Genomic DNA, 25,179 nt, shown 5'->3' on the forward strand with positions numbered 1-25,179 from the left:
AGATGGGGGCGTGAGCCTCATCGATCAGTTGCCGCCGACCGCCGACCCCGACGCCCTGTACGAAGCCTTCGAGTCGTGGGCACAGGAGCGCGGTCTCACCCTCTACCCCCACCAGGAGGAGGCGCTGATCGAGGTGGTCTCCGGGGCGAACGTGATCGTCTCGACGCCGACCGGCTCGGGCAAGAGCATGATCGCCGCGGGCGCGCACTTCGCCGCGCTGGCCCGGGACGAGGTCACGTTCTACACGGCGCCGATCAAGGCCCTGGTGTCGGAGAAGTTCTTCGAGCTGTGCAAGCTCTTCGGCACGGAGAACGTCGGCATGCTCACCGGCGACGCCTCCGTGAACGCCGACGCGCCCGTCATCTGCTGCACCGCCGAGGTGCTGGCGTCGATCGCGCTGCGCGACGGCAAGAACGCGGACGTCGGCCAGGTCGTCATGGACGAGTTCCACTTCTACGCCGAGGGCGACCGCGGCTGGGCCTGGCAGATCCCGCTGCTGGAGCTCCCGCAGGCGCAGTTCATCCTGATGTCGGCCACTCTGGGCGATGTGTCCTTCTTCGAGAAGGACCTGACCCGCCGCACCGGCCGCCCCACCTCGGTGGTCCGCTCGGCGACCCGCCCGGTGCCCCTCTCCTACGAGTACCAGCTGACCCCGCTCACCGAGACGCTCACCGACCTGCTGCAGAGCAAGCAGGCCCCGGTGTACATCGTGCACTTCACGCAGGCGCAGGCCGTGGAGCGGGCGCAGGCGCTGATGAGCATCAACATGTGCTCGCGCGAGGAGAAGGACCAGATCGCGGAGCTGATCGGCAACTTCCGCTTCACCACCAAGTTCGGCCGCAACCTCTCCCGTTACGTACGGCACGGCATCGGCGTGCACCACGCGGGCATGCTGCCCAAGTACCGGCGCCTGGTGGAGAAGCTCGCCCAGGCCGGCCTGCTGAAGGTCATCTGCGGCACGGACACGCTCGGCGTGGGCGTCAACGTACCCATCCGCACGGTGCTGTTCACGGCCCTGACCAAGTACGACGGCAACCGCGTGCGTACCCTGCGGGCCCGTGAGTTCCACCAGATCGCGGGCCGGGCCGGGCGGGCCGGTTTCGACACCGCGGGGCTCGTGGTCGCGCAGGCGCCAGAGCACGTCATCGAGAACGAGAAGGCGCTGGCGAAGGCGGGCGACGACCCGAAGAAGCGGCGCAAGGTGGTGCGCAAGAAGGCGCCGGAGGGCTTTGTCGGCTGGACGGAGAACACCTTCCAGAAGCTGATCGAGTCGGAGCCGGAGCCGCTGACCTCGCGATTCCGGGTGACGCACACGATGCTGCTGTCGGTGATCGCACGCCCGGGCAACGCGTTCGAGGCGATGCGCCACCTCCTGGAGGACAACCACGAGCCGCGCAGGCAGCAGCTGAGGCACATCCGCCGGGCGATCGCGATCTACCGCTCGCTGCTCGACGGCGGGATCGTGGAGAAGCTCGACAAGCCGGACGCCGAGGGCCGCATCGTCCGGCTCACGGTCGACCTCCAGCAGGACTTCGCGCTGAACCAGCCGCTGTCCACGTTCGCCCTGGCCGCGTTCGAACTCCTCGATCCCGAGTCGCCGTCCTACGCGCTCGACATGGTCTCCGTCGTCGAATCCACCCTGGACGATCCGCGCCAGATCCTCGTCGCCCAGCAGAACAAGGCGCGCGGCGAGGCCGTGGCCGCGATGAAGGCGGACGGGGTCGAGTACGAGGAGCGCATGGAGCGCCTCCAGGACATCTCGTACCCGAAGCCGCTGGAAGAGCTGCTCTTCCACGCGTACAACACCTACCGCAAGAGCCACCCGTGGGTCGGCGACCACCCGCTGTCGCCGAAGTCGGTCATCCGGGACATGTACGAACGGGCGATGTCCTTCACGGAGCTGGTGTCCTTCTACGAGCTGGCCCGCACCGAGGGCATCGTGCTGCGCTACCTCGCCAGCGCCTACAAGACCCTGGACCACACCATTCCGGACGACCTCAAGTCCGAGGATCTCCAGGATCTGATCGAGTGGCTGGGCGAGATGGTGCGCCAGGTGGACTCCAGCCTGCTGGACGAGTGGGAGCAGCTCGCCAACCCGGAGGAGATGACCGCCGAGGAGGCCCAGGAGAAGGCCGACGAGGTCAAGCCGGTCACCACCAACGCCCGCGCCTTCCGCGTGCTGGTCCGCAACGCCATGTTCCGCCGCGTGGAGCTGGCAGCCCTGGACCAGGTCGATGAACTCGGCGAACTGGACGCCGAGTCCGGCTGGGACGCCGACGCGTGGGGCGAGGCGATGGACAAGTACTGGGACGAGTACGACGACCTCGGCACCGGCCCCGACGCCCGCGGCCCCAAGCTGCTCGTCATCAACGAGGAGCCGGCCAACGGCCTCTGGCGCGTCCGCCAGATCTTCGACGACCCGAACGGTGACCACGACTGGGGCATCAGCGCGGAGATCGACCTGGCGGCCTCCGACGCCGAGGGCCGTGCGGTCGTCCGTGTCACCGACGTCGGCCAGCTGTGAGCCAAGGAGAACCCCACCGATGACGAACCCGGCCGAGAGACTGGTCGACCTCCTCGACCTGGAGCAGATCGAGGTCAACATCTTCCGTGGCCACAGCCCGGACGAGTCCCTCCAGCGGGTCTTCGGCGGCCAGGTGGCGGGCCAGGCCCTGGTCGCCGCCGGCCGCACCACGGACGGCGAGCGCCCGGTGCACTCGCTCCACGCGTACTTCCTGCGCCCGGGCCGGCCGGGCGTGCCGATCGTGTACCAGGTCGAGCGGGTCCGCGACGGACGCTCCTTCACGACGCGCCGGGTCACGGCCGTGCAGCAGGGCCGCACGATCTTCAATCTGACCGCCTCCTTTCACAAGCCTGAGGAAGGACCGTTCGAGCACCAGCTGCCGCCGGCCCGCGAGGTGCCGGATCCCGAGTCGCTGCCGACGGTGTCCGAGGAGGTCCGCAAGCATCTGGGGGCGCTGCCGGAGCAGTTGGAGCGGATGGCGCGGCGCCAGCCGTTCGACATCCGGTACGTCGACCGGCTGCGCTGGCACGCCGATGAGGTTGAGGGCGCCGAGCCGCGCAGTGCCGTGTGGATGCGTGCGGTCGGGCCGCTCGGTGACGATCCGCTGGTCCACACGTGCGCGCTGACCTACGCCAGTGACATGACTCTCCTGGACGCTGTGCGCATCCCGGTCGAGCCCCTGTGGGGACCGCGGAACTTCGATATGGCCTCGCTGGATCACGCCATGTGGTTCCACCGGCCGTTCCGCGCGGACGAGTGGTTCCTGTACGACCAGGAGTCGCCGATCGCCACCGGCGGGCGCGGGCTGGCCCGCGGGCGCATCTACGACCTCAAGGGACGGCTACTCGTCTCGGTCGTCCAGGAGGGCCTGTTCAGGGACCTCTAGCACCTCGCGGCAGCGACTGCGCCCCGGGGATCAGACCCGCGCGGGCCGTCCGGACCGTGGGCTTCTCCGCCGCAGCCAGGCCCGCAGGCCACGGGGCGACCGCGGCGGAGCGGACCGCGCCGGCTCATGCCCCCGGGGCACGGGTGGCACTGCCGGTCGCACCCCCACGTCCGGACGTGGGACGGGCAGCCCCGGAGACCGGGCCGCCGACTCCGCCTCCGCGGGCCGCGCCGCCACTTCCAGCGGCCGCTCCACCGAACCCGGCTGCCGCGTCACCGACTCCGGGAACGTCGTGGCCTCGACCGCACGCCGGGTGACGGTCCGGGCCATCGGCGGGATGGGACGTGCGGCCGCGCGGTTGACCGGCGGGACGCGACGCGTGGCCGGGCGCGGGGCGGGCGAGGCGCTGCGGGCCTCGCCGATCAAGCGTGCCAGGTCGCTGCGCAGCCAGCCGATCTCGTCCGCGTCCTGTGCCGTCATGATCCGCTCGGCGAGGTCCGCGGAGGGCGACCCGGGAACACCGTGGCCGGGTGGCGCGGGCCGGAACCGGTTCAGGTAGGCACGCTCGTACGGGTCCCTGACGACGTCGGCGATCTCGACGGGCGGGAGGAAGGCGGCCACGGCCCCGGCCCGGGCCCATGGGTCCTCGGTGTGCCGCAGCAGGAAACCCAGGTGGCGTCCGCGCCAGTTGCGGGCGCGCAGATCCACTCCCGCCGCCAGCTGGCCGCGCAGTGTCTCGGGCGTACGCCCCTTGAGCAGGCGCGCGTTCTCCGGTCCCGACGCGAACTCGCGTACTTCTTCCGCCAGATAGAGCCACACCACGGCTCGATAGCGGTTCAGGTAGAACCTGACCGGCACGAGCAGGCCCAGGCGGGTGAGCCGGGTGAAGCGGCCGGCCGGGATGCCCATGAGGGCGGCGCCCTCCGCGGTGCCCACGACCCGCACCCGATCCCGGAGGGACTCCGGGAAACCGTCCTGTGCGCGGAGGCGGTCCATCTCCGCGCACTCCACTCGCCGGCCTCCTCCCCCGCCCTCGTCGGGCACGGTCCGGATACGGCCGAGCTGTACGGCGAGGTCGACCTCGCCTGGCCTGAGCCCCAGTTCGCGAGCGGCACGGCTCGGCGTGCAGGTGGTGGGGCGAAGCTGGTCGAAAGTGCTTGCCGACATGGTCGCACTCCCCCGTGGAGTCCGTGGCTCACGCCCTGTGCGTTCGCCGTGAACCCACCGTAGCCGGATCGCCGCACCTCGTGGCGAGCCTGTGGATAACTCCGCCGGAAGGAAAAGTCGCAGGTCAGGGCTCCACTATGCGAGTCCGCTCGGGTTGCCTCGCATCGACGCCGAGGTGTTCGCCGACTCGATTGACAAGCAGGGTCATCTCGTAGGCGATCTGGCCGATGTCCGCCTCCGCCCCGCTGAGCACGCACAGACAGCTGCCGGTGCCGGCCGCGGTCACGAACAGCACGGCGTCGTCGTACTCGATCATCGTCTGGCGTACCCGGCCCGCGCCGAAGTGGCGTCCTGACCCCTTGGCGAGGCTGTGCAGCCCGGATGCCACGGCGGCCAGATGCTCGGCGTCCTCGCGGCGTAGACCCGTGCTCGCTGCCGTGACCAGTCCGTCGTTCGACAGGACCAGTGCGTGGCGTACGTGGTGCACACGACCGGTCAAATCGTCCAGGAGCCAGCCGAGTCCCTGGTTCTGCGCCATGTCCGTCTCCCCGTGTGACGTCTCCCCCTGGCTGGAGGAACTCCCCGCCAGCCTTCCCCACGCCCGGCGCGCGGGCAAGCAGGATGGGCCCATGGCAGAGAAGATGACCGATGAGGAATGGCGGGCGTTCGTCTCGGACGGCACCCGCACCGGCAAACTGTCCACCGTCCGCGCCGACGGGAGCCCGCACGTGACTCCGATCTGGTTTCTGCTGGACGGGGACGAATTGGTGTTCAACACCGGCAAGGAGACGGTCAAAGGCCGGAATCTGGCCCGTGACGGCCGGGTCGCCCTGTGTGTCGACGACGACCGTCCGCCGTTCCACTTCGTGGTGCTGAACGGCCGCGCCCGGCTGTCGGAGGACCTGGCCGACCTGCGTCATTGGGCCACCCGGATCGCCGCCCGGTACATGGGCGAGGAGCGTGCCGAGGAGTACGGCGCCCGCAACGGCGTACCGGGTGAACTGCTCGTGCGCGTCACCATCGACAACGTGGTGGCCGTGCGGGACCTCGCGGCCTGAGCCGCGCGCTCAGCCGACCGAGTCCAGGAGCCGGGCGGTGTGCATCCGCCCGGCATACTCGACCAGCCGGATCAGCACTTCCTTGCCGGAGTCCCGGTCGCGCGCGTCGCACAGCACCACGGGCGTGCCGGGATCGAGGTCGAGCGCCCTGGAGACGTCGTGAGCGCCGTATGTACGGGCTCCCGCGAAGCAGTTGACGGCCACCACGAACGGGATGCGCCGGTGCTCGAAGTAGTCGACGGCGGGGAAGCAGTCCTCCAGCCGTCGGGTGTCCGCGAGGACGACGGCGCCGAGAGCTCCCTGGGCCAGTTCGTCCCACAGGAACCAGAAGCGGTCCTGTCCGGGTGTGCCGAAGAGGTAGAGCGACAGGCCGGAACGGATCGTGATGCGGCCGAAGTCCATGGCCACGGTCGTGGTGACCTTGTGGTCCACACCGTCGGTGTCGTCGACCAGTTGACCGGCTTCGCTGAGCAGTTCCTCGGTACGCAGCGGCCGGATCTCGCTGACGGCCCCGACCAGGGTCGTCTTGCCGACGCCGAAGCCACCGGCGACCAGTATCTTCAGCGCCAGGGCGGAGGTGTCGCCGGCGGCGTCGGAGTGCTCGGAGACCATGATCACTTCTCTCGGGAGGGCCGGCTGCGGCCGGCGTCCGCATGCTCCGGGGCGAGGCCGGCGTCGTGACAACAGGAATGCCCGTAGGGGCTGTTGGATGCAAGTGCGCCTGATGCGTCCGGCTTGCGTGCGGTGGGAACGTTCATCTACAGCGCTCGCAATCCCTCGATGACCTCGCGCAGAATCCGTTCATCAGGCAGGCGTGCCGGGGGCACGGGGCGGCTGATGGTCACGCACCCGAGTTCCAGGAGATCCCCGAGGAGCACCCTGACCACGCCGACCGGAAGGTCCGCGTCCGCGGCGAGTTCGGCGACGGACTGGGTCTCCGGGCGGCACAGGTCGATCAGGGTCCGGTGCTCGGGGCCCAGCGCGGTGCCATCGTCGAGCGCGGGTGCGGCGAGGTCGAGGGTGACGAGCGCGATCAGATCGAAGTGCACGCCCGTGGGGCCCGGCTGGGTGCGGCCACCCGTCATGGCGTACGGGCGGACCAGGGGCCCGGCCTCGCCGTCGTACCACTGGCTGCCGGGCTCGCGGGGCCCGCCGGGCGGGTTCTCGATCATCGGTGCGGCCTTTCCGGTTCATCCGGCGGCGGGCGGCTGCGCCGCGACGCGCGGCGGCGTGTAGAGATGCTCGCCGACGCGTTTGACCAGGCGGGCCATCTCATAGGCGACCAGCCCGATATCGGCCGTGACCGCGGTGAGCAGGGCGAGACAGGAGCCGTCACCGGCGGCGGCCACGAAGAGGAACGCGTCGTCCATCTCGACCATGGTCTGGCGCACCCCGCCCGCTCCGAAGTGCCGTCCCGCGCCTTTGGCGAGGCTGTTGAAGCCGGATGCCACGGCGGCGAGGTGTTCGGCGTCCTCCCGCGCCAGATCGCTCGAGGCGCCGACCGCCAGGCCGTCGTTGGACAGCACGACGGCGTGCCGTACCTCGCGCACGCGCGTCACGAGATCGTCGAGCAGCCAGTCCAGTTCGCCGGATCGCTGGCCGGCCCTCCGGTTCGGGTCCTGGATCATGCCGGGTCTCCTTCGGTGCTGTACCTGCCCGTTTCGGGGTCCGGGGCGGCGTCGCGGCCGGGCTGTCTGCCACCGCCACGCACCCAGCCGTCGCGGTAGGCCGCCATGCGGTCACGTACGAGTTCGGGGGTGCGCCGGTCGTCGGCGCGCCGGGCCGGCTGCGGAGCCGGATCTTCCGGACGCTGGTGGCGCAGTTGGGGGGCGAGGCTCGCCTGGCGCACTCGGCGGGGGAGGTCGTCGGAGGGATCGGAGTCGTCCGACGGGCGGTGCAGCCGCAAGGCGGTGACGCCGGGGGGCGGGGGTTCGTGGGCGGTTCCCTGGCGGCCGGCCGCCGGAGCCGTGTCGTCCGGGCCGGGTGCCGGCCGGGTGCCGTAGGGGCCTGCCGCCGTTCCGGTGCCGGGGCCGGGGGTCTGGGCGGTGCCGTGCGCGCCGGGTGCGGTGGCCGCCAGGGCGGGCCGGTCCGGCCGTGCGGCGACGGCGGCCTCCGGGGGTGAGGCCGCGCCGGGCACGCGCACGTGCAGGCGTTCCTGGCCGGGCCGGGCTTGTCCGTCCTGGCGGGAGGAACGTTCTGCCGAGCCGCTGTTCAGCAGAGCGGTAGGCAGCAGCACCACGGCGGTGGTGCCTCCGTAGGGTGAGGTTCGCAAGTGCACCTTGATGTCGTGCCGGGAGGCGAGCTTGCTGACCACGAAGAGTCCGAGACGGTCGCTGTCGAACAGGTCGAGCGCCTCGGACTGTTCGATGCGCCGGTTGGCCTCGGCAAGGGTGTCTGCACCCATGCCGAGTCCTCGGTCCTCGATCTCCACGGCGTAGCCGTTGCCGACGGGTTCGCCGGTGACACGCACGCGCGTGTGGGGCGGTGAGAACTGGGCCGCGTTCTCGACGAGTTCGGCGAGCAGATGGGTGAGGTCGGCGACCGCCGCACCGATGACGTGGGCTTCGGGGAGCTGGCGCACCTCCACGCGCGCGTAGTCCTCGACTTCCGAGACGGCGGCGCGTACGACGTTGGTCAGGGGCACCGGCATGCGCCAGGCCCGGCCGGGTGCGGCGCCGGAGAGGATGATCAGGCTCTCCGCGTGGCGCCGCATCCGGGTGGTGAGGTGGTCCAGGCGGAACAGGTCGCTGAGCTCGTCGGGGTCGTCGGAGCGCCGCTCCATGCTGTCGAGAAGGCTGAGCTGGCGATGGACCAGGACCTGGCTGCGGCGGGCCAGGTTGACGAAGACCCCGGAGATGCCGCCGGCGAGTTCGGCGCGCTCCACGGCGGCGCGGAGCGCGGCGCGATGCACGGTGGTCAGGGCTTCCGCGACCTGACCGGTCTCGTCCTCGGCGGGTGGTCCGGCGGGCGCCTCGGCCTGGATGTCGATCTCGTCGCCCGCGCGCAGTTTCCGCATCGCTTCCGGGAGTTTGCGGCGGGCGATCTCCAGGGCGTCGTTGCGCAGGCTCACGAGCTCGATCACGAGTGCCCGCCCGATACGGACGGAGATGACGAGCGAGGCGGCGACGGCGGCGAGCCCGAGGAGTACGGCGGCGCCCGCGGGGCTGAGCAGGCCGCGGGCGACCGGGTCGGCACGGCCCGCGACGGCGCGGCCCGTGGCGGTCGCGATGGTCCGCATGCCGTCCTGTACGCGCGCGTGGGCGGCGCTCCAGGCGGCCTGCGGTGCCGTGTCGGCCGGCTTGGCACCCGGTCCGGCGGCGAGCAGCTTGTCCTCTGCGGCGCCCAGGGCCGCGTAGGAACTACTGCGCGCCAGGTCCTGCCAGGCGGCACGCGGGGCGGCGGGCAGGTCGGCGACGGCGGTGTCGGTGAGGGTGCGGCGCGTGGCGACGGCGGCGCCGAGGAGCCGTAGCCGCTCCCCCTGAAGGGCACCGGCGGTCCGCGCGCTGCCCAGCAGGGCGTCCTCCTGGGCCAGCGCCTCGCCCGCACGGGAGAATTCGAGCAGCACGCGCGCGTCGGAGGCGACGTCGGCCTGCTGGACGCCGGTGAGGGCGCCGTCCACGGCGAAGGCCGCGCCGATGGTCTTCGTGTACTGCGTGTACGTGTCGTGCCAGCCTGTCCTGCGGTCTCGTACTCCCGTCCGCAGCGTGCGGAGGTGCTCGGCACCGGTGACGAAGGCGTCGAGGCGCCCGGAGACGCCGGCGGGCAGTTCCTGGCTGTCGGCGACCGTGCTGTGCCGGCCGAGCCGAAGCGCGGCCACGGCCCGGTCGGTGCGGGCCGCGAGGTCTTCGAGGTCGCTGCCGTTCCCGGCGTGCGGGTCGGTGGCGTAGCGCACGGCCGCGGTGCGCTCGGCCTGGAGGGCGGTGACGGCCGCGGTGACCGGGCCGCGCAGTTCGGCGTCGACCCGCTGGGACTGGCGCAGCCGGGCGACGTCCTGGGCGGTGCTGACGGTGGCGTACGCCCACAGGGCGAGCAGGGAGACGACGGGCACCATCAGGAGGCTGACCACCTTGGCGCGCACGGTCCGGGGCCGCAGGTGCCGACGGCTCCCACGCGCGCGTGCCGTGTCCGGGGGTGCGCCGAGCGAGCGGTCGGCGCCCTCGTCGGCGGGCGGTCCGGCGTGCGCACGGCGTCCGCGCGGGCGCTGTGCCGGGGCGGCGGCTTTCTCGGGGGTACGGGGTGGGCGCATGGCCTCCTCGCTCGGTACGTGGTCGGTGCCCTCGGGCCGGGGTACCGCTAGCGGGCGACGCTCTGGACCGGCCGCTGCGCGGAGGCGGACGCCTGGCGCTCGTCGGCCGTGGGCGAGAGGGCGACGAAGGCCGAGGTGATGAACAGGTAGGATCCGAGGCCGACGGCGAGAGGGAAGATGAACTGCATCGCCGTGGCCCCGGGCAGGGCGTCGCCGGAGGGGTCCACACGCACGCTCACCGCGAACATCCCGGTGTAGTGCATGCTGCTGACGGCCGCTCCCATGACGAGGGAGGCCACGGTGACCGCGAGGGGTGACTTGATGTTGAGTCCCGCCCACAGGGCCGCGGTCGCCGCGACCACGGCGATCAGTACCGACAGTCCGACGAGGACCGGGTCGTACCTGACGTCGCCGTGCAGCCGGACCGCCGCCATGCCCAGATAGTGCATGCTGGCGACGCCCAGTCCGGTGGTGAGCCCGCCGAGGAGGAGCGCGCGGCCTCGGTCGCGGCTGTAGCCGACGGCGAAGACGCCGGCGCAGACGACGACCATGGCGACGAGGAGGCTGAGGATGGTCAGCGGCACGTCGTAGCGGATGTCGCTGCCGCTGACGCGGAAGCCGAGCATGGCCACGAAGTGCATGGTCCAGATGCCCGTTCCGATCGCGGAGGCCGCGGTGACGAGCCAGTTGCGGCGCGAGCGGCCGGTGGTGGCGAGCGCGCGAACGGTGCAGCGCAGTCCGAGTGCGGCGCCTATACAGGCCATCACGTACGACAGCACGGGGGTCAGCCAGCCGAAGGCGGCGTGGTCCAGGTGTCCCATGGCCCCGGGACGCTAGCGGTGGCAGGGGCGTACAAAGGGGGCGCATTTCGAAAACTGTTGGAATATGGCGCACAGTTGCGTCGGAACGATCGCGTCCCGCTCGAACATGCGCGCAGAGACATCCCTCATGACGGTGAGGAATCATGCGGAACATGAGCGACGACCACACACATGTCCAGGAGTTCTTCACCGCCCGCGCCGCCGACTGGGACACCCGGTTCCCGGACGACGGCCCGGCCTACGCGGCAGCCGTGGCCGACCTACGACTGCGGAAAGGTGACCGCGTGCTGGACGCCGGCTGCGGCACGGGGCGCGCCCTGCCGCCGCTGCGAGCCGCCGTGGGCCCTTCCGGGGTGGTGCTGGGCGCCGATCTGACCCCGGCGATGCTCCAGGCCGCCGCACGGGCGGGCAGGGGCCGCGACGGGCGGCTGCTGCTCGCAGACGTCGCCGCGCTGCCACTGCGCTCGGGATGCCTGGATGCCGTGTTCGCGGCCGGGCTGATCGCCCACCTGCCGCATCCGGTGGACAACCTGCGGGAACTGGCCCGTGGGGTGCGGCCGGGCGGCACGCTCGCGCTCTTCCACCCCATCGGCCGCGCGGCGCTGGCGGCGCGTCAGGGCCGCCGGGTCACCCCCGACGACCTGCGGGCCGAGGCCAATCTCGGACCGCTCCTGGCCCGTTCGGGCTGGCGCATGACGTCGTACGTCGACGAGGACGCCCGCTTCCTCGCTCTCGCGGTGCGCCACGCCTGACGGCGAGGACGGTCAGCCCGTTCCCGCGATGGCTGCCGCGAAGGCGTCGGGATTGTCGAACATGACGTTGTGCCCGGCGCCGGGCACCGTCAGGACGCGCACTCCGGCAGCTTCCAGGCGCTCCCGGCCGGCGAGTTCACCGCTGTGCTCGCCCTGGAGGAAGACGCGGTCGACGGGCAGCCCTTCCAGGAGCGTACGCATGACAGGGTCCGAGCCCTTGCGCAGACCGACGGCACTGCGGTGCAAGGCACGCGGGTCGGCCAATCGCATGGTCGCCGCCCACAGCGGGCCCACGCTCTCCAGCACGCGCGCGTGCTCCTTTTCGACGAACTCGTCCTCTCCGTAGGCGGCGATTCCGCTGCTGGCGGCGGTCGACGGCGGGAAGGCGTCCAGGTTGGCCTCCGTCAGCACCAGCCGGGAGACGAGATCGGGCCGCCGGTGGGCGAGGACGATGGCCACGGCACCGCCCATGCTGTGCGCGACCAGTTCGGCGCCGGTGACTCCCGCCGCGTCCAGCGCGGCCGCGACCGCGTCGGCGTGATCGTCCAGCGTGTATCCGAAGTCCCGGGGCCGGTCGCTCGTGCCGTGCCCGGGCAGGTCCATGAACAGGCTGCGTCGGCCCGCCAGTTCAGGCCGGGCAGCGATGTGTGCGTGGTAGACGGCGGACATGGATCCGAGTCCGTGCAGGTACCCCCGGGCGGGCTCCGCCCCGGGCACCTCGGTCCACCGGATGCGACTTCCCCTGTTGTCGAACGTGGCCTGCTGCACCGTACCCCTCCCCGTGTTCCGCGACGTCCGCACCATACATCGGTACCGAGGTATAGCGTCAAGGTGGTATTGGCGCAACGATGTACCCCTACGGAAGAATGCGGGCATGCTCGAACTCGCCATCCTCGGCTTCCTGTACGACGCCCCGCTGCACGGTTACGTCCTGCGCCGCCACATCGCGGCGCTCACCGGCCATGTGCGCCCCGTCGCCGAGAGCACGCTGTACCCGGCGATCAAGCGCCTGGAGAAGGCCGGTCTGCTCGTGCGGGCCACCGAGCCCGGCGCCGTGGCCGCGCCACGGCATGTGCTGCGGCTGACCGAGGAGGGCGGCCGCGAGCTGAAGCGCCGGCTCGCCGAGCCCGCCCAGCGCGAGATCACCGACGAGAACCAGTGGTTCACCCTGCTCGCGTTCCTGCGGCACCTGGAGGACCCCGCCGCGCAGGCAACCGTACTGCGGCGCCGGCTGGCCTTCCTGGAGGAGCCGGCGAGCTTCTTCTACGAGGGCGACCGGCCGCTGCGCGCCGAGGAACTGGACGACCCGTTCCGGCGGGGCGTCCTCACCATCGCGCGCGCCACGAGCCGGGCCGAACTGGCCTGGCTGCGCGACACCCTGGCATCACTCGACGGGGTCGGCCGCTGAGGTGTCCCGGTGCCGCACCGGGCAGCCGCGCAGCCCGGGGACCGGACGGGTGCCCAGGTCGGCCACGCGGTAGCCGTTCGGGTAGCCCTTGACCTCCCAGTTCTGGCGCGCGAAGTGCGGGCTGAGGCGCGGCGGCAGCAGCCGGACGAGCCGGCCGCGCGTCCGTACGGCGCGGCGCACCAGCGCGGTGGTGGCCGGGCGGGGCCGCGGGTAGCGGAACGCGCGCAGCAGCGGCTCGTCGAGCAGGGCGAGCGTCGCCGTGCGCAGCAGCGGGGCCAAGGGGCGCGGATACCAGGACGCCATCAGGTCGAGGGTGGCGTCGGAGACCCGCCGGGCCTCCTCGTCCCAGCCGAAGTGAGCCTCTTCGTAGGCGTCGAGAACAGCTTCGAACTCCTCATAGGTGCGGGGGACGTCCGGGATGCCCATGTGCCGGCCGAGGGTGCGGTAGTACTCGGTGGTGGCGACGATCTCGTGCCGGGACAGCCGCCGCCAGCCGTAGGTGTCGATCCAGCGCCGGGGCACCACGACGAAGGTGCTGAGCACGTACCGCATGTCGTCGTCGCCGATGTCGTAGCTGCGGTGCATCTGGTTGATGCGGCGGATCGCGGTGCGCCCCTGCTCCGCGGCGAAGCCGTGTTCCACGATGGTGTCGAGGAGCAGCACGGTGTCGTCGTACCGCTTCTGCGTGCGATCGGTCAGCTCCGCCGTCCGCGCGAGCAGCCGGCCGATGCCGGGCACCGCGTAGGTGCGGTACAGAGCCAGTTCAAGGGCGCGCGTATAGTCCCAGGGGAACTCGTACGCCATGCTGATCCGGTAGATCTCCAGGGCGTCCGCCACCGGGTTCAGCCGGCGGATCTGCTCCAGCCGCTCGAACCGCTTCACCGCGTCGTCCCCCTTCTGCCACCGGATCTCCAACTCTACGTTGTGGAGCAGCAGATGGGCGATCGTACTGACTTCGTTCGAGGAGAGGGTGGTTCGTGTGTTCGACATGATCCGCAGGTACACCGCCAGGCTCCGCACCTCCACGTCCGCGCGGCCGGAGGGTTCCCGGGAGAGGCGCGCGCACAACTTGTTCGAGGCCGCGGCCGTCTATGTGGCGGCCCGCGCCGAGGACGACCAGGACCGGCTCGAGGAGGCGGCGGCCTGGGTGTCGCCGGAGGCGCTGTCCTTCGGGGTGAGCGAGCTGGCCTGCCGGGCGGTGGTCGCGCTGGCCCGGGAGCGCGACGAGTCGCCCGGTGCGGTGGCCCGCGACCTCCTCGGGCTGCCTGCGGCCTGAGCGGAACATCCCTCTCCATATGTGGCCGTTTCGCCCCCGTCCAGGCGGAAAGCAGCAGCTCCGCGTGGTGACCGGAGTCGTGACAAGCGGCTTCCGCTCGCACTAGGGTGCGCGCCGTTGGACGAACCACTGGGAGGCTGGGATGGCCGGGACGGACGATGAGGCCGTCGCCGCCGCGGACGATGCGCTGTACGTGCTGACGGCGGTACTGCTGACGCCGGCGCAGTTTCCGAGCGTGCTGGGCGACGACTACCCGGAGGCGTGCGCGGCACTGGACCTCGCACCGCGCGCCGACGGGTACGGCCTGGTGCTGGGCCAGGACGGGGACGGCGCTCGCTGGACGGTCGTCATCGACGACGTCTCGCTGGTCGCCGTGGCGATCGCGTCCTGGGACTGCGGCATGGAGTACGAGCTGTCGCCGGACGAGCGCGCGGTCGTCACCGCCCTGCCGGGCTGGCCCCTGGCGGTCGCTGTCGCGGCACCCGGCGTGCCCGCTCCGCACGACCCCCCTGCCGAGGCGGCGGGCCGGCCGGCGCTGAGCCCGCCGGACACCGGCTCCTGGGGGCCCGCCCAGCGCCGTCTGGGTGCCGACGAGATAGCGCTCCAGTGGGCGGCCTGGCGGGAGCAGATCAACGACGCCGACTTCCCCGCGCCCGGTCGGCAGGCGAGGCCCTCGCAGTCCGTGCCCCAGGGCGGGCAGGGGGCTCCGGTCGGCGGGCACGCCGGTGTCCGTCGGGTGCTCGCGGAGGCGCGCGCCTACGTCGAGTCCCCGCCGCCGCTCGGCCGGGTGCGTTCGTCGTTCGCCCCGGGCGAGGCCCGTACGCTGCGCGCCGACGGCCCCGGCTGGTCGATCGTGGCCCGCACCGACGACATCGCCTTCGTCCTGCTCGACGACGAGCCCGGCGAGGTCCTGCCGGTGGGCCGGGGCCCGGAGCTGCCGGGTCTGCTGGAGGCGCTCGACAAGATGGCCGTACGGCCCCTGTGAGCCGGGGCGGCCGGACGGCGCCTCCCGTCCTCGCCGGGGAGCCACGCCTCGTACGGCGGCGCGGCCCTCGGCGGCACGGCCGGGCCGGGCAGGCATCCCGGCGAGTGATCCCGGGCGGTACGACGCTGCCTCAGCGGCCGATCTCCTTGCGGGCGACCCGGCGCAGCCTGCGCCGCTGCGAGGGGTCCAGGGCCAGATACGCGGCCGCCGGAACCCCCACCACGACCAGGAACGCCACCCACCAGGGCAGCCATATGAGCAGGAGCAGCCCGACCGCCACACCCCCTGCGGCGATCTTCGCGTTCTTGGACATGAGCGTCGCCTCCTTCGCGGCCTCTGCCGCTCTCTGAACTGAAAACGGCCTGCCGCCCCCCGTTGGTTGCGTGCCCCGCCCCTGAGACATCCCGGAGGAGCACCCCCTAAGGGCTTCCCTCACACCGGCTCGGCGCACATGGGCCCCGCGGCGCGACACCACGCCGCATCACGATCACAGTCGCCGCATCACGTCTCGCCGGATCAGCGCCGGAAGCACTCGACGTCCACCGCGCCCGCTGCGGCGGTTTCCCCCACGCTGCGGCAGTCTCCCCACGGGAGGGTGCGGGTGCCCGCGGCGACGGCGACGTGACGCTCCGCGGACAGCAGAAGACCGCGAAGATCTTCTGGTGGGTGAGTCGAGGCTCTTCTCGTAGTACGAGTCAGCGGCCGAGCTGTGACCGGCCCTCAGGAAAGGGCGCTCGAGAAGACACGGGGCGGAGCGGCCGCCCGCCCACGCGGAGAGGAACGACCGGCCGCCCACATGGGGAGGAACGACCGCCCGTCCTCGCGGAGACGGGCGGTCACGCGCGCGTGGCGGTCAGCCGCGTGCCCCCAGCAGGTGGTCCATCGCCAGCTGGTCGAGTCGTTCGAAGGCCATCCCGCGCGCGGCGACCGCCTCCACGTCGAAGTCCTCGAAGGCCGCACGGTCGGCGAGCAGGGCCGTCAGGCCGTCGGCCGCCGTCGGCTGGGCCAGCTGGTCCAGCCGCGACGCGCGCAGCGCCTCCTGCACCTCCGGGTCGGCGCGGAAGGCGGCCGAGCGCTCCTTGAGGATGAGGTAGTTGCGCATGCAGCCCACCGCGGACGCCCACACGCCGTCGAGGTCCTCGGTCCGCGGCGGCTTGAAGTCGAAGTGGCGGGGCCCTTCGTAACCGGCGCTCTCCAGGAGGTCGACGAGCCAGAAGGCGGCCCGCAGGTCGCCCGCGCCGAACCGCAGGTCCTGGTCGTACTTGATCCCGGACTGGCCGTTGAGGTCGATGTGGAAGAGCTTGCCCGCCCACAGGGCCTGCGCGATGCCGTGCGGGAAGTTCAGGCCGGCCATCTGCTCGTGGCCGACCTCCGGGTTGACGCCGTACAGCTCGGGCCGCTCCAGGCGCTCGATGAAGGCCAGCGCGTGCCCGACCGTGGGCAGCAGGATGTCGCCACGGGGCTCGTTCGGCTTGGGCTCGATGGCGAAGCGGATGTCGTAGCCCTGGGCGGTGACGTACTCGCCGAGAAGGTCGAATGCCTCCTTCATACGGTCCAGGGCGGCGCGTACGTCCTTGGCGGCGCCGGACTCGGCGCCTTCGCGACCACCCCAGGCGACGTACGTCTTCGCGCCCAGTTCGACCGCCAGGTCGATGTTGCGGACCGTCTTGCGGAGGGCGTACCGGCGCACGTCGCGGTCGTTGGCGGTGAACGCGCCGTCCTTGAAGACGGGGTGCGTGAAGAGGTTCGTGGTGGCCATCGGGACGGTCATGCCGGTGGCGTCGAGGGCCTGCCGGAACCGCTTGATGTGCGACTCACGCTCGGTGTCCGAGGAGCCGAAGGGGATCAGGTCGTCGTCGTGGAAGGTCACTCCGTAGGCACCGAGCTCCGCCAGGCGCTGCACCGTCTCGACCGGGTCGAGGGCGCGGCGGGTGGCGTCGCCGAACGGGTCCCTTCCCTGCCAGCCGACGGTCCACAGGCCGAAGGTGAACCTGTCCTCGGGGGTGGGCTGGTAGTTCATGCCGCGGCTCCTTGCTGCGTACGACTATTTCGTCATGGCCGTTTACAAATTAGTATGCGGACGCACCGCTGGGAAGAGACAAGATGTCTTCGACAGCAAGGTGTCTTCGACAGCCCACCGCACATCCCGCGGAGCCGCGGAAGAGGGAGAGCCCGATGTCAGCAGCCGACGGTCCGCTCGTCGTCGGGGTGGACACGTCCACCCAGTCCACGAAGGCACTGGTCGTCGACGTGGCCACCGGTCAGGTGGTCGCGAGCGGCCAGGCGCCGCACACCGTGAGCTCCGGGGCGGGCCGGGAGAGTGATCCGCGGCAGTGGTGGGACGCGCTGTGCGCGGCGCTGCGCCAGTGCGGTGACGCGGCGCACGAAGCGGCGGCGGTGTCGATCGGCGGCCAGCAGCACGGCCTGGTCACCCTGGACGAGCACGGCGAACCGGTGCGTCCGGCGCTGCTGTGGAACGACGTCCGCTCGGCACCGCAGGCCCGCCGTCTGGTGGAGGAGCTGGGCGGGCCGAAGGCATGGGCGGAGCGGACCGGCAGCGTGCCGGGCGCGTCCTTCACGGTCACCAAGTGGGCGTGGCTCGCCGAGCACGAGCCGGAGGCGGTCCGCGCGACCCGGGCGGTGCGGCTCCCCCACGACTACCTCACCGAGCACCTGACCGGGCAGGGCACGACCGACCGCGGTGATGCCTCCGGCACCGGCTGGTGGGCATCCGGGACGGAGACGTACGACGAGGAGACCCTCGCGCACATCGGTCTCGACCCGGCGCTGCTGCCCCGGGTGGTGCACCCCGGCGAGGTGGTCGGCACCGTCCGCGACAGTCACGACCTGCCGTTCTCCAAGGGCACGCTGGTGGCCCCGGGCACCGGCGACAACGCGGCGGCGGCCCTGGGCCTCGGCCTGCGGCCCGGCACCCCGGTGCTGAGCCTCGGCACGTCCGGCACGGTCTACGCCGTCTCCCGGCGCCGTCCCACCGATCCGACCGGCACGGTGGCGGGCTTCGCCGACGCACGTGGGGACTGGCTGCCACTGGCCTGCACCCTGAACTGCACGCTCGCGGTGGACCGTGTCGCGTCGCTGCTGGGCCTGGACCGGGAGGCCGTGGAACCCGGCGGCTCGGTGACCCTGCTGCCGTACCTGGACGGCGAGCGCACCCCGAACCTGCCGCACGCCTCCGGACTGCTGCACGGACTGCGCCACGACACCACCGCGGGCCAGCTGCTCCAGGCCGCGTACGACGGCGCGGTGCACGCGCTGCTCGGGGCCCTGGACCTGGTGCTCGACGCGGACGCGGACCGTAGCGCTCCGCTGCTGCTGATCGGCGGCGGGGCCCGGGGAACGGCCTGGCAGCAGACGGTGCGCAGGCTCTCGGGACGGCCCGTCCAGGTGCCGGAGGCCAGGGAACTGGTCGCTTTGGGCGCGGCGGCGCAGGCCGCCGGTCTGCTGACCGGCGAGGATCCCGCGGCGGTGGCCCGCCGCTGGAACACGGCCGCGGGGCCGGTCCTCGAAGCCGTGGAGCGGGACGGGGCGGCCCTCGACCGGATCACCGGGGTACTCTCCGACGCGGCCCCGCTGCTCGATCGGGGGGCCGAAGCCCAGCCGCACGGAGAGAGCCGAGCGGCAGACGACGAGGATTGACGGAGGCATGACCGCACCGCCGCACGAGGCACGCCAGCCGGGCACCGGCCGCGCCCTGCCGGACACCCAGCAGGGCATGCGCCGGCGCAACCTCGCCCGGGTGATGTACGCCGTCAGCGCCGAGGGCTCGCTGTCCCGGGCGGCGGTGGCCTCCCGGATCGGGCTGACCCGGGCGGCGGTGTCGACCCTGGTGGATGAGCTGATCCGCTGGGGTCTGCTGGAGGAACTGGGCCCCGAGCGGCCGGGCCGGGTGGGCCGTCCGGGGTCGGCGCTCGCGGTGAGCGGCCGGGGCCCGGCCGGGATCGGCGCCGAGATCGGTGTCGACCACCTCGCGGTGTGTGCGGTCGACCTGCGCGGCGAGGTCCGGGCGCGGGCCGTACGGCACGGCGCCAACCGGAGCCGGGCGGCCGAGCCCGTGATCGAGGAGCTGACGGCGCTGATCCGCCAGGTCGTCGCGGAGGCGGAACGGGCACAGCTCTGGCCCGCCGGGCTCGCGGTCGCCGTGCCCGGACTGGTGGCCAGGGACGGACGCACGGTCGTACGGGCGCCGAATCTCGACTGGCACGACACCGACCTCGGTGCCCTGCTCCCCGGCGACTGGCCGCTGACCGTGGACAACGAGGCCAACTTCGGCGCCTTGGCCGAGCTGTGGCTCGGGGCCGACACCCCCGATGACTTCCTGCACGTCTCGGCCGAGATCGGCATCGGTGCCGCGGTCGTCGTGGACGGCCGGCTGCTGCGCGGGACCCGGGGATTCGCGGGCGAACTGGGCCATGTGCCCGTGCGACCCGACGGTCCCCCGTGCCCGTGCGGCGGCCGGGGATGCCTGGAACAGTACGCGGGCGAGGACGCGGTGCTGCGCGCGGCCGGGCTGGAGCCGCGCGAGGACTTGGTCGGCCTGCTCGCCGAGCGCGCCGAGACGGGCGACGAGGGAGTACGGGCCGCTCTGCGGGACGCCGGTACGGCCCTCGGCATCGCCCTGACCGGGGCGGTGAACCTGCTCGACCCCGAGACGGTGGTCCTGGGCGGCGCCCTGGCCGGACTCTCGCCCTGGCTGCTGCCCACGCTGGAGACGGAACTGACGGGCCGTACGGCCGGCCCGGCCTGCCCGGTGACGGTGTCCCGGCTGGGTCCGCAGGGGCCCCTCCTGGGCGCCGCGCATTCGGTCGTCCGGGCGGTACTGGACGATCCGGCGGTCGTGGCGGAACGGGCCTGACCCGCTGCGCGCCGTGCGGCGCGGACGGCGCTGTACGCGGCGGTGCGAGCCGGGGTGAGGTGTATCGCGGGAAGGCGGGCGGGGTGGCCGGTCTGCGCGCACGACGGTGACGGGCGGGTGACGCTGCGGGAAGGCAGGCGGGGTGGCCGGCCATCCCGCACAACTGTGACGGGCGGGTGGCGTGTGGCGTGGGGCCGGCCCCGCACACCAGCAGACCCCACCCGATCGGGTGACCGAGTTATCCACAGGCCGCCCGTTGTCCACGGACCGCGGCGCACCCTTCTGCCCAACCGGCCTGCGCCGTACCGTGATTCACGCGAGGCGTAGCCGACGGACCGTCATGGTCGGTCAGACGCTCGCCGAGCGACATGACGACAACAGGCAGGCAGCGGGTGGCATCGGACTGACACGAATCGGGGGACACATGCACGGGGAACCGAGCGGGACGCTACGGCACGACGCGATCGGATTACGCGAAGTCCTGTTCCAGAGCATCACGGCGATGGCGCCGGCCGCCGCGGTGGCCGCGTCGATTCCGTCGGGCGCCGCCTTCGCGGGCGGCAGCCTTCCGCTGGCGGTGCTGATCGCCCTGGTGGCCTGCCTGTTCACCGCCTCCTGTGTGGCCGAGCTGGCCCGGGAGCTGCCGGCGGCGGGCTCGGTGGCGACCTACGCGGCGCGGGGCCTGCACCCGGCCGTGGGCTTCCTCGTCGGCTGGGCCTACGTCTTCGTGGAGATGCTGGTGCCACCGCTGCTGCTCCTGCAACTGGGCTTCACCGCGGCAGGCACGCTGCACGCGGAGTGGTCCGCGTATCCGGCCGGCCTGTGGTGGCCCTGGTCGCTGGCGGGAGCCGTGGTGATAGCCGGCGCCGGCTATCTCGGCGTCCGCGCCTCGGCCGGCTTCGGCACCGTCCTCGGCGTCTTCGAGGTCCTCGTCCTCCTGGTGTTCGCGGTTCTGCTCATCGCCAGGGCCGGTAGCGCCAACACGCTGTCGGTGTTCGGCACTTCCCACACCTCCGAGGGGTACACGGGGACCGCCGGAGTGTTCGCCGGATCCGTGTACACGGTGCTGGCCTTCGCCGGGTTCGAGGCGGCGGCGCCGCTCGCCGAGGAGACACGCGACCCACGGCGGACGATGCACCGTGCGGTCCTCGGCGCGGCCCTGGGCATCGGCCTGTTCTACGTGCTCACGACGTATGCGATGACCGTCTACTTCGGCCCCGACCGCTTCGCGGGGTTCGGTGCCTCGGGCGAGGCGTCCTGGGAGGGTGTCGCCCGGGCGTCGTTCGGTCTCTTCTGGGTGCTGGTGTTTCTCGCGGTGGTCAACTCCACGATCGCCAACGCCAACGCGTCCGCGAACGTCTCGACCCGCACGGCCTTCGCCCTGGCCCGCATCCGCGTCCTGCCCGGGCTGCTCGCCACGCTCCATCCCCGGCACCGCTCCCCCGTGGCCGGCATCGCCGTGCAGACGGCCGTGGCAGTGGGAGCAGCGCTGGGGCTCGGCTTCGCCTACGAACCGGTGACCGCGTTCCTGTTTCTCGCCACGGTGATCGTCACGGTCGTCGTCGGGGTCTACATCGTCGTCAACCTGTCCTGTGCCGGCCACTTCCTGCGGTCCGGCCGTGCTGCCCTGAAGCCGGTGCGGCACCTGCTGTTCCCGGTGCTGGGCACCGTCGCGTTCGTTCCCGCGCTGCTGACGGCCGCCGGCCTCCCGGTGTTCGACTTCGTGACGGAACTGACGGCGCCGGTGTCCTACGCCGGTCCGGTCGTCGGCGGGTGGATGGTGGCGGGTTCGGTGGTATTGCTCGTTCTGATACGTCGTCACCCCGAGCGCATAGCCGAGACCGCGCGAGTGCACCTGGACACACACGATCCCGGAGCCGACCGGCAGGACGGGACCGTGCCCCGCTGACCAACCGTCACACCGGGGGACGGGGAGGCCCTGCCGACCCGGTGCCCCGACCTGACGACCGCCCTTCAGATGGGAGGCCTGCCACGATGACCGACCCCCGGATCCTCACCGTGCGCCCGGAACCGGATCAGTACGCCTGGACGTTCGGTGGAGCGGCGCCCCTGGCACGGATCGCGCCCGGCACGGTTCTCGACCTGTACACGGAGGACTGTTTCGCCGGCCGGGTCCGCTCCGAGAAGGACCTCGTGTCCGAGGTGTGCGAGTTCCCGTTCCTCAATCCGCAGACCGGCCCCTTCCACATCGAGGGCGCCGAGCCCGGCGACACCGTGGCCGTGCACTTCGTGTCCATCGAGCCGGCTCGCGACTGGGCGGCCTCCACGACGGTCCCCCTCTTCGGCGCGCTCACCTCCACGCACAGCACGGCCACGCTTCAGCCGCCGCTGCCGGAGCGGGTCTGGATCTGGCAGCTGGACCGGACCCGGCGGACCGCCCGGTTCCAGGCCCGGGACAGCGACCTTGAGCTGGAGCTGCCCTTGGACCCGATGCACGGCACGGTGGGCGTGGCACCCGCCAATCTGGAGGTGCGCTCGGCCCTGGTGCCGGACGCCCACGGCGGGAACATGGACACGCCCGAGATGCGGGCCGGCGTCACCTGCTACCTGGGCGTCAACGTCGAGGGCGCCCTGCTCAGTCTCGGCGACGGGCATGCCCGGCAGGGCGAGGGCGAGACCTGCGGCGTGGCCGTGGAGTGCGCGATGAACACGGTGGTGGTCGTGGACCTCCTCAAGGACGTCGCCACACCATGGCCCCGGCTGGAGTCGGACACGCACATCGTCTCGACCGGCTCGGGCCGCCCGCTGGAGGACGCGTTCCGGATATCGCAGCTCGACCTGGTGCAGTGGCTGGTGCGCGACTACGGGTTCAGTGAGCTGGACGCGTATCAATTCGCCACCCAGGCGGTCGAATCACCGTTGGCCAACGTGTGCGACACCAACTACACGTGCGTGGCCAAGCTCCGTAAGGAGTGGCTGCCCGCGCGGGAGACGTACCGCGGTGTGCACGCACGGCTGCGGGAGACCGCGCGGGCCCTGCACCGCTGACGGCTCCGCCGTACCCCTGACTCCCCACAGGCCCCCGAGAGGCATCCCGCCATGGACATGGACCGAGCCACACCACGGCTCAGCAGACGACGGCTGCTGAAGGGCGCGGCACTCGCCGCCGTCCCCTACGCGTTGCTCCCCGACGCGCGCGCCGGTGCGCACACCGGGTCCGTCGACTACCCGGCCGCCGAGTGGCGGCCGGCGAGCAGCTCCAACTACACGGTGTCCGAGCGCCCCCGCGACTACGCCATCGACCGGGTGATCATCCACGTCACCCAGGAGACGTACACCGACACGCTGGCGATCTTCAGCGATCCGCAGAAGAAAGTCTCCGCGCACTATCTGGTCCGCTCGGTGGACGGGCACGTCGCCCAGTGCGTGCGCGAGACCGACATCGCCTGGCACGCGGGCAACTGGACCTACAACACGCGCAGCATCGGCATCGAGCACGAGGGCTGGGTCGATCAGCCCGCCTACTTCACCAACGCCCTCTACGAGCAGTCGGCGCGGCTCACGGCGGCGGTCTGCGCCAAGTACGGCATCCCCCGGGACAGGGAGCACATCATCGGCCACTATCAGGTGCCCGGCACCGACCACACCGATCCCGGGCCGGGGTGGGACTGGGTGCGCTACATCAGACTGGTCAACTTCGCCTAGCTCGGGGCGAAGCCGCCGCCGGACCGGTTGTCCGCGTGAGACCCCGGGGTGACGATGGTGCCGGCCGCCCCGGCACCCGCCGAGCCTGCCGCGTCACCGTCCGATCCGCCGTGCCCCGCGGCACCGCCTTGACACCACATCACAGCATCACCGTCGTTCCACCGTCCGGGAGGCCGAGTTGACCGATCCGTGGGTTGCCCTGGAGCCGGGGGCCGATCCCGCCGAGCGCGTCCGGGTGCTGCGTCAGGCGCACGAGACGTTCACCACGGAGGGGACGGTGCCGCGGCCGGTGCGGTCGGTGGTGGCGGAGTCGTGGCGGCGCAGCGCGCGGGCCGGTGTCGGACCGGACGGCACCGCCAGCGTGGAGCTGACCGACGGCGACCTCGGCAGTTACCGCGCGGAGCATCCGCTGGCCCGGGTGATGCCCCTGTTCCGGGAGCTGATGGGCACGTTCGCGGCCGACGGGGAGCATCTGCTGGCGGTGTGCGACGCGCACGGGAGGTTGTTGTGGGTGGAGGGTCATGTGGCGACCCGGCGCCGGGCGGACCGGATGAACTTCGTCCCCGGGGCCCGCTGGTCGGAGAGTGCGGTCGGCACCAACGCGCCGGGCACCGCGGTCGCCGTGGACCGGCCCGTGCAGGTGTTCGCCGCCGAGCACTTCATACGACGGGTCCAGCCGTGGACGTGTGCCGCCGCTCCGGTGCACGATCCGCGTACCGGACGGGTCCTGGGGGCTGTGGACATCACCGGCGGTGACGGGCTGGCCCATCCGCTCAGCCTCGGTTTCGTGCAGGCGGTGGCGCGGGCCGCCGAGGCGCAGCTCGCCCTGTCCGCCCCGCCGCAGTATGCGGAGGCCGCGCTGCTGAGCGCGCTCGGCCGGGACGAGGCGGAACTCGCCCTGGACGGTCGGCGGCTCCGGCTCAGCCGCCGGCACAGCGAGATCCTCGTGCTGCTGTCCCGGCATCCCGAGGGCCTGAGCGGTGACGAACTGCTGTGCGCGCTGTACGCGGACGAGTCGGTGACCCCGGTGACGCTGCGGGCGGAACTGGCGCGGCTGCGCAGGCTCCTGGGTCCCGGACTGCTCGCCTCACGGCCGTACCGGCTGACGGCCGCGGTCGAGTCGGACGTCACCGTGGTCGAGCGGCGGCTGGAGACGGGTGCACTCACGACGGCGGTGAAGGCGTACACCGGCCCGCTGTTGCCCGGCTCGCAGGCCCCGGCGATCGGCCCGCTGCGGGAGCGGCTCGCCGGCGGACTGCGCTCGGCGCTGATCGCGCACCGTGACCCGGACCTGCTGGCGGACTGGGCGCACACGCCCTGGGGCGAGGACGACATCGAGGTGTGGCGGGCGCTCGCCGCGGTGCGCCCCACGCCCCCGGTCCGCGCCCGGCTCGCCGCGCTGGAGGCCGAGCTGACGGCACCGGCCCGCCTGGCACCGGCGGGGACCCGCGGCGCAACCTACTTGCAACGTCCGCGTGCCTAGCCTCGCGCCGAGAGCTGCCCAACGGCGGGCAGCG

Annotated in this window: 23 protein-coding genes and 1 pseudogene; 13 read left to right on the forward strand and 11 right to left on the reverse strand. The window is 72.3% G+C overall.

The window, feature by feature from the left end; all coding sequences use genetic code 11:
• Window positions 1-10: 10 nt before the first annotated feature.
• Both ACZ7DL_RS24920 and ACZ7DL_RS24925 read left to right on the forward strand, forming a co-directional pair.
• Entirely contained in the window at window positions 11-2,524 is a 2,514-nt protein-coding gene (locus ACZ7DL_RS24920) for a DEAD/DEAH box helicase (protein WP_470777175.1), read from the forward strand.
• 19 nt (window positions 2,525-2,543) lie between these two features.
• A complete protein-coding gene (locus ACZ7DL_RS24925) occupies window positions 2,544-3,410 on the forward strand; it encodes an acyl-CoA thioesterase (RefSeq protein ID WP_470777177.1) in 867 nt (288 codons plus the stop codon).
• A gap of 366 nt (window positions 3,411-3,776) precedes the next feature.
• Here the strand turns inward: ACZ7DL_RS24925 and ACZ7DL_RS24930 are convergent.
• Together ACZ7DL_RS24930 and ACZ7DL_RS24935 are read right to left on the reverse strand one after the other, a co-directional pair.
• Window positions 3,777-4,577: pseudogene (locus tag ACZ7DL_RS24930) on the reverse strand (DUF6397 family protein); the annotation flags it as partial.
• Window positions 4,578-4,701: 124 nt separating this feature from the next.
• A complete protein-coding gene (locus ACZ7DL_RS24935; protein WP_470777179.1) occupies window positions 4,702-5,115 on the reverse strand; it encodes a roadblock/LC7 domain-containing protein in 414 nt (137 codons plus the stop codon).
• A gap of 91 nt (window positions 5,116-5,206) precedes the next feature.
• Here ACZ7DL_RS24935 and ACZ7DL_RS24940 point away from each other — a divergent pair, with 91 nt between their 5' ends.
• Window positions 5,207-5,635 (forward strand): PPOX class F420-dependent oxidoreductase, encoded by a 429-nt coding sequence (locus ACZ7DL_RS24940; protein WP_470777181.1) that lies wholly within the window; start codon window positions 5,207-5,209, stop codon window positions 5,633-5,635.
• A gap of 9 nt (window positions 5,636-5,644) precedes the next feature.
• Here ACZ7DL_RS24940 and ACZ7DL_RS24945 read toward each other — a convergent pair whose 3' ends face one another.
• The 5 genes from ACZ7DL_RS24945 to ACZ7DL_RS24965 form a co-directional block, all read right to left on the reverse strand.
• Entirely contained in the window at window positions 5,645-6,247 is a 603-nt protein-coding gene (locus tag ACZ7DL_RS24945) for a GTP-binding protein (protein ID WP_470777183.1), read from the reverse strand.
• A gap of 146 nt (window positions 6,248-6,393) precedes the next feature.
• Window positions 6,394-6,807 carry a DUF742 domain-containing protein gene (locus ACZ7DL_RS24950; protein WP_470777185.1) on the reverse strand — a complete coding sequence of 138 codons (414 nt, stop codon included), beginning with the start codon at window positions 6,805-6,807 and terminating at the stop codon, window positions 6,394-6,396.
• Between the two features lie 18 nt (window positions 6,808-6,825).
• A complete protein-coding gene (locus ACZ7DL_RS24955; RefSeq protein ID WP_470777187.1) occupies window positions 6,826-7,263 on the reverse strand; it encodes a roadblock/LC7 domain-containing protein in 438 nt (145 codons plus the stop codon).
• Entirely contained in the window at window positions 7,260-9,881 is a 2,622-nt protein-coding gene (locus tag ACZ7DL_RS24960; protein WP_470777189.1) for a sensor histidine kinase, read from the reverse strand. Before ACZ7DL_RS24960 ends, ACZ7DL_RS24955 begins: the two co-directional genes overlap by 4 nt.
• Before the next feature lie 47 nt (window positions 9,882-9,928).
• Window positions 9,929-10,702: an MHYT domain-containing protein gene (locus tag ACZ7DL_RS24965; protein WP_470777191.1), complete on the reverse strand. Its 774-nt coding sequence runs from the start codon at window positions 10,700-10,702 to the stop codon at window positions 9,929-9,931.
• A gap of 152 nt (window positions 10,703-10,854) precedes the next feature.
• On the opposite strand from ACZ7DL_RS24965, the gene ACZ7DL_RS24970 reads away from it, so the two are divergent.
• A complete protein-coding gene (locus ACZ7DL_RS24970; protein WP_470777193.1) occupies window positions 10,855-11,454 on the forward strand; it encodes a class I SAM-dependent methyltransferase in 600 nt (199 codons plus the stop codon).
• A gap of 12 nt (window positions 11,455-11,466) precedes the next feature.
• Here the strand turns inward: ACZ7DL_RS24970 and ACZ7DL_RS24975 are convergent, their stop codons facing one another.
• Complete coding sequence (locus ACZ7DL_RS24975) at window positions 11,467-12,222, reverse strand: alpha/beta fold hydrolase (RefSeq protein ID WP_470777195.1); 756 nt, start codon at window positions 12,220-12,222, stop codon at window positions 11,467-11,469.
• Between the two features lie 106 nt (window positions 12,223-12,328).
• Here ACZ7DL_RS24975 and ACZ7DL_RS24980 point away from each other — a divergent pair, with 106 nt between their 5' ends.
• Window positions 12,329-12,862: a PadR family transcriptional regulator gene (locus ACZ7DL_RS24980; RefSeq protein WP_470777197.1), complete on the forward strand. Its 534-nt coding sequence runs from the start codon at window positions 12,329-12,331 to the stop codon at window positions 12,860-12,862.
• Here ACZ7DL_RS24980 and ACZ7DL_RS24985 read toward each other — a convergent pair.
• Window positions 12,839-13,744 carry an oxygenase MpaB family protein gene (locus ACZ7DL_RS24985; RefSeq protein ID WP_470777280.1) on the reverse strand — a complete coding sequence of 302 codons (906 nt, stop codon included), beginning with the start codon at window positions 13,742-13,744 and terminating at the stop codon, window positions 12,839-12,841. The two genes, ACZ7DL_RS24980 and ACZ7DL_RS24985, sit on opposite strands and share 24 nt — an antisense overlap.
• A gap of 97 nt (window positions 13,745-13,841) precedes the next feature.
• Between ACZ7DL_RS24985 and ACZ7DL_RS24990 the strand changes: the two genes are divergently transcribed.
• Together ACZ7DL_RS24990 and ACZ7DL_RS24995 are read left to right on the forward strand one after the other, a co-directional pair.
• Window positions 13,842-14,138, forward strand: a complete 297-nt coding sequence (locus tag ACZ7DL_RS24990) for a hypothetical protein (protein ID WP_470777199.1) — start codon at window positions 13,842-13,844, stop codon at window positions 14,136-14,138.
• A 142-nt stretch (window positions 14,139-14,280) separates the two neighbouring features.
• Window positions 14,281-15,123: a hypothetical protein gene (locus tag ACZ7DL_RS24995; protein ID WP_470777201.1), complete on the forward strand. Its 843-nt coding sequence runs from the start codon at window positions 14,281-14,283 to the stop codon at window positions 15,121-15,123.
• A 130-nt stretch (window positions 15,124-15,253) separates the two neighbouring features.
• Here ACZ7DL_RS24995 and ACZ7DL_RS25000 read toward each other — a convergent pair whose 3' ends face one another.
• Together ACZ7DL_RS25000 and xylA are read right to left on the reverse strand one after the other, a co-directional pair.
• Window positions 15,254-15,436 carry a hypothetical protein gene (locus tag ACZ7DL_RS25000; protein ID WP_470777203.1) on the reverse strand — a complete coding sequence of 61 codons (183 nt, stop codon included), beginning with the start codon at window positions 15,434-15,436 and terminating at the stop codon, window positions 15,254-15,256.
• A gap of 540 nt (window positions 15,437-15,976) precedes the next feature.
• A complete protein-coding gene (xylA, locus tag ACZ7DL_RS25005; protein WP_470777204.1) occupies window positions 15,977-17,143 on the reverse strand; it encodes a xylose isomerase in 1,167 nt (388 codons plus the stop codon).
• 155 nt (window positions 17,144-17,298) lie between these two features.
• On the opposite strand from xylA, the gene xylB reads away from it, so the two are divergent.
• The 6 genes from xylB (at window position 17,299) to ACZ7DL_RS25035 (ending at window position 25,145) form a co-directional block, all read left to right on the forward strand.
• Window positions 17,299-18,780, forward strand: coding sequence for a xylulokinase (gene xylB / locus ACZ7DL_RS25010; RefSeq protein ID WP_470777206.1), 1,482 nt, complete (start codon window positions 17,299-17,301; stop codon window positions 18,778-18,780).
• A gap of 7 nt (window positions 18,781-18,787) precedes the next feature.
• On the forward strand, window positions 18,788-19,996 hold the full coding sequence (locus tag ACZ7DL_RS25015) for an ROK family protein (RefSeq protein WP_470777208.1): 1,209 nt from the start codon (window positions 18,788-18,790) through the stop codon (window positions 19,994-19,996).
• A 424-nt stretch (window positions 19,997-20,420) separates the two neighbouring features.
• Complete coding sequence (locus tag ACZ7DL_RS25020) at window positions 20,421-21,905, forward strand: APC family permease (RefSeq protein WP_470777210.1); 1,485 nt, start codon at window positions 20,421-20,423, stop codon at window positions 21,903-21,905.
• Between the two features lie 86 nt (window positions 21,906-21,991).
• Window positions 21,992-23,005, forward strand: a complete 1,014-nt coding sequence (locus tag ACZ7DL_RS25025) for an acetamidase/formamidase family protein (protein ID WP_470777212.1) — start codon at window positions 21,992-21,994, stop codon at window positions 23,003-23,005.
• 57 nt (window positions 23,006-23,062) lie between these two features.
• Entirely contained in the window at window positions 23,063-23,662 is a 600-nt protein-coding gene (locus ACZ7DL_RS25030; protein WP_470777281.1) for an N-acetylmuramoyl-L-alanine amidase, read from the forward strand.
• A gap of 178 nt (window positions 23,663-23,840) precedes the next feature.
• Window positions 23,841-25,145, forward strand: coding sequence for a GAF domain-containing protein (locus ACZ7DL_RS25035; protein WP_470777213.1), 1,305 nt, complete (start codon window positions 23,841-23,843; stop codon window positions 25,143-25,145).
• Window positions 25,146-25,179: the final 34 nt, after the last annotated feature.

It is taken from the genome of Streptomyces sp. NPDC036984, from assembly GCF_055607665.1.

Excerpts from the sequence above, each read along its gene's own strand:
- ACZ7DL_RS24925 (WP_470777177.1), top strand. The coding sequence starts at position 2,544 with ATGACGAACCCGGCCGAGAGACTGGTCGACCTCCTCGACCTGGAGCAG.
- ACZ7DL_RS24935 (WP_470777179.1), bottom strand. The coding sequence starts at position 5,115 with ATGGCGCAGAACCAGGGACTCGGCTGGCTCCTGGACGATTTGACCGGT.
- ACZ7DL_RS24940 (WP_470777181.1), top strand. The coding sequence starts at position 5,207 with ATGGCAGAGAAGATGACCGATGAGGAATGGCGGGCGTTCGTCTCGGAC.
- ACZ7DL_RS24945 (WP_470777183.1), bottom strand. The coding sequence starts at position 6,247 with ATGGTCTCCGAGCACTCCGACGCCGCCGGCGACACCTCCGCCCTGGCG.
- ACZ7DL_RS24950 (WP_470777185.1), bottom strand. The coding sequence starts at position 6,807 with ATGATCGAGAACCCGCCCGGCGGGCCCCGCGAGCCCGGCAGCCAGTGG.
- ACZ7DL_RS24955 (WP_470777187.1), bottom strand. The coding sequence starts at position 7,263 with ATGATCCAGGACCCGAACCGGAGGGCCGGCCAGCGATCCGGCGAACTG.
- ACZ7DL_RS24960 (WP_470777189.1), bottom strand. The coding sequence starts at position 9,881 with ATGCGCCCACCCCGTACCCCCGAGAAAGCCGCCGCCCCGGCACAGCGC.
- ACZ7DL_RS24965 (WP_470777191.1), bottom strand. The coding sequence starts at position 10,702 with ATGGGACACCTGGACCACGCCGCCTTCGGCTGGCTGACCCCCGTGCTG.
- ACZ7DL_RS24970 (WP_470777193.1), top strand. The coding sequence starts at position 10,855 with ATGAGCGACGACCACACACATGTCCAGGAGTTCTTCACCGCCCGCGCC.
- ACZ7DL_RS24980 (WP_470777197.1), top strand. The coding sequence starts at position 12,329 with ATGCTCGAACTCGCCATCCTCGGCTTCCTGTACGACGCCCCGCTGCAC.
- ACZ7DL_RS24995 (WP_470777201.1), top strand. The coding sequence starts at position 14,281 with ATGGCCGGGACGGACGATGAGGCCGTCGCCGCCGCGGACGATGCGCTG.
- ACZ7DL_RS25000 (WP_470777203.1), bottom strand. The coding sequence starts at position 15,436 with ATGTCCAAGAACGCGAAGATCGCCGCAGGGGGTGTGGCGGTCGGGCTG.
- xylA (WP_470777204.1), bottom strand. The coding sequence starts at position 17,143 with ATGAACTACCAGCCCACCCCCGAGGACAGGTTCACCTTCGGCCTGTGG.
- xylB (WP_470777206.1), top strand. The coding sequence starts at position 17,299 with ATGTCAGCAGCCGACGGTCCGCTCGTCGTCGGGGTGGACACGTCCACC.
- ACZ7DL_RS25015 (WP_470777208.1), top strand. The coding sequence starts at position 18,788 with ATGACCGCACCGCCGCACGAGGCACGCCAGCCGGGCACCGGCCGCGCC.
- ACZ7DL_RS25020 (WP_470777210.1), top strand. The coding sequence starts at position 20,421 with ATGCACGGGGAACCGAGCGGGACGCTACGGCACGACGCGATCGGATTA.
- ACZ7DL_RS25025 (WP_470777212.1), top strand. The coding sequence starts at position 21,992 with ATGACCGACCCCCGGATCCTCACCGTGCGCCCGGAACCGGATCAGTAC.
- ACZ7DL_RS25030 (WP_470777281.1), top strand. The coding sequence starts at position 23,063 with ATGGACCGAGCCACACCACGGCTCAGCAGACGACGGCTGCTGAAGGGC.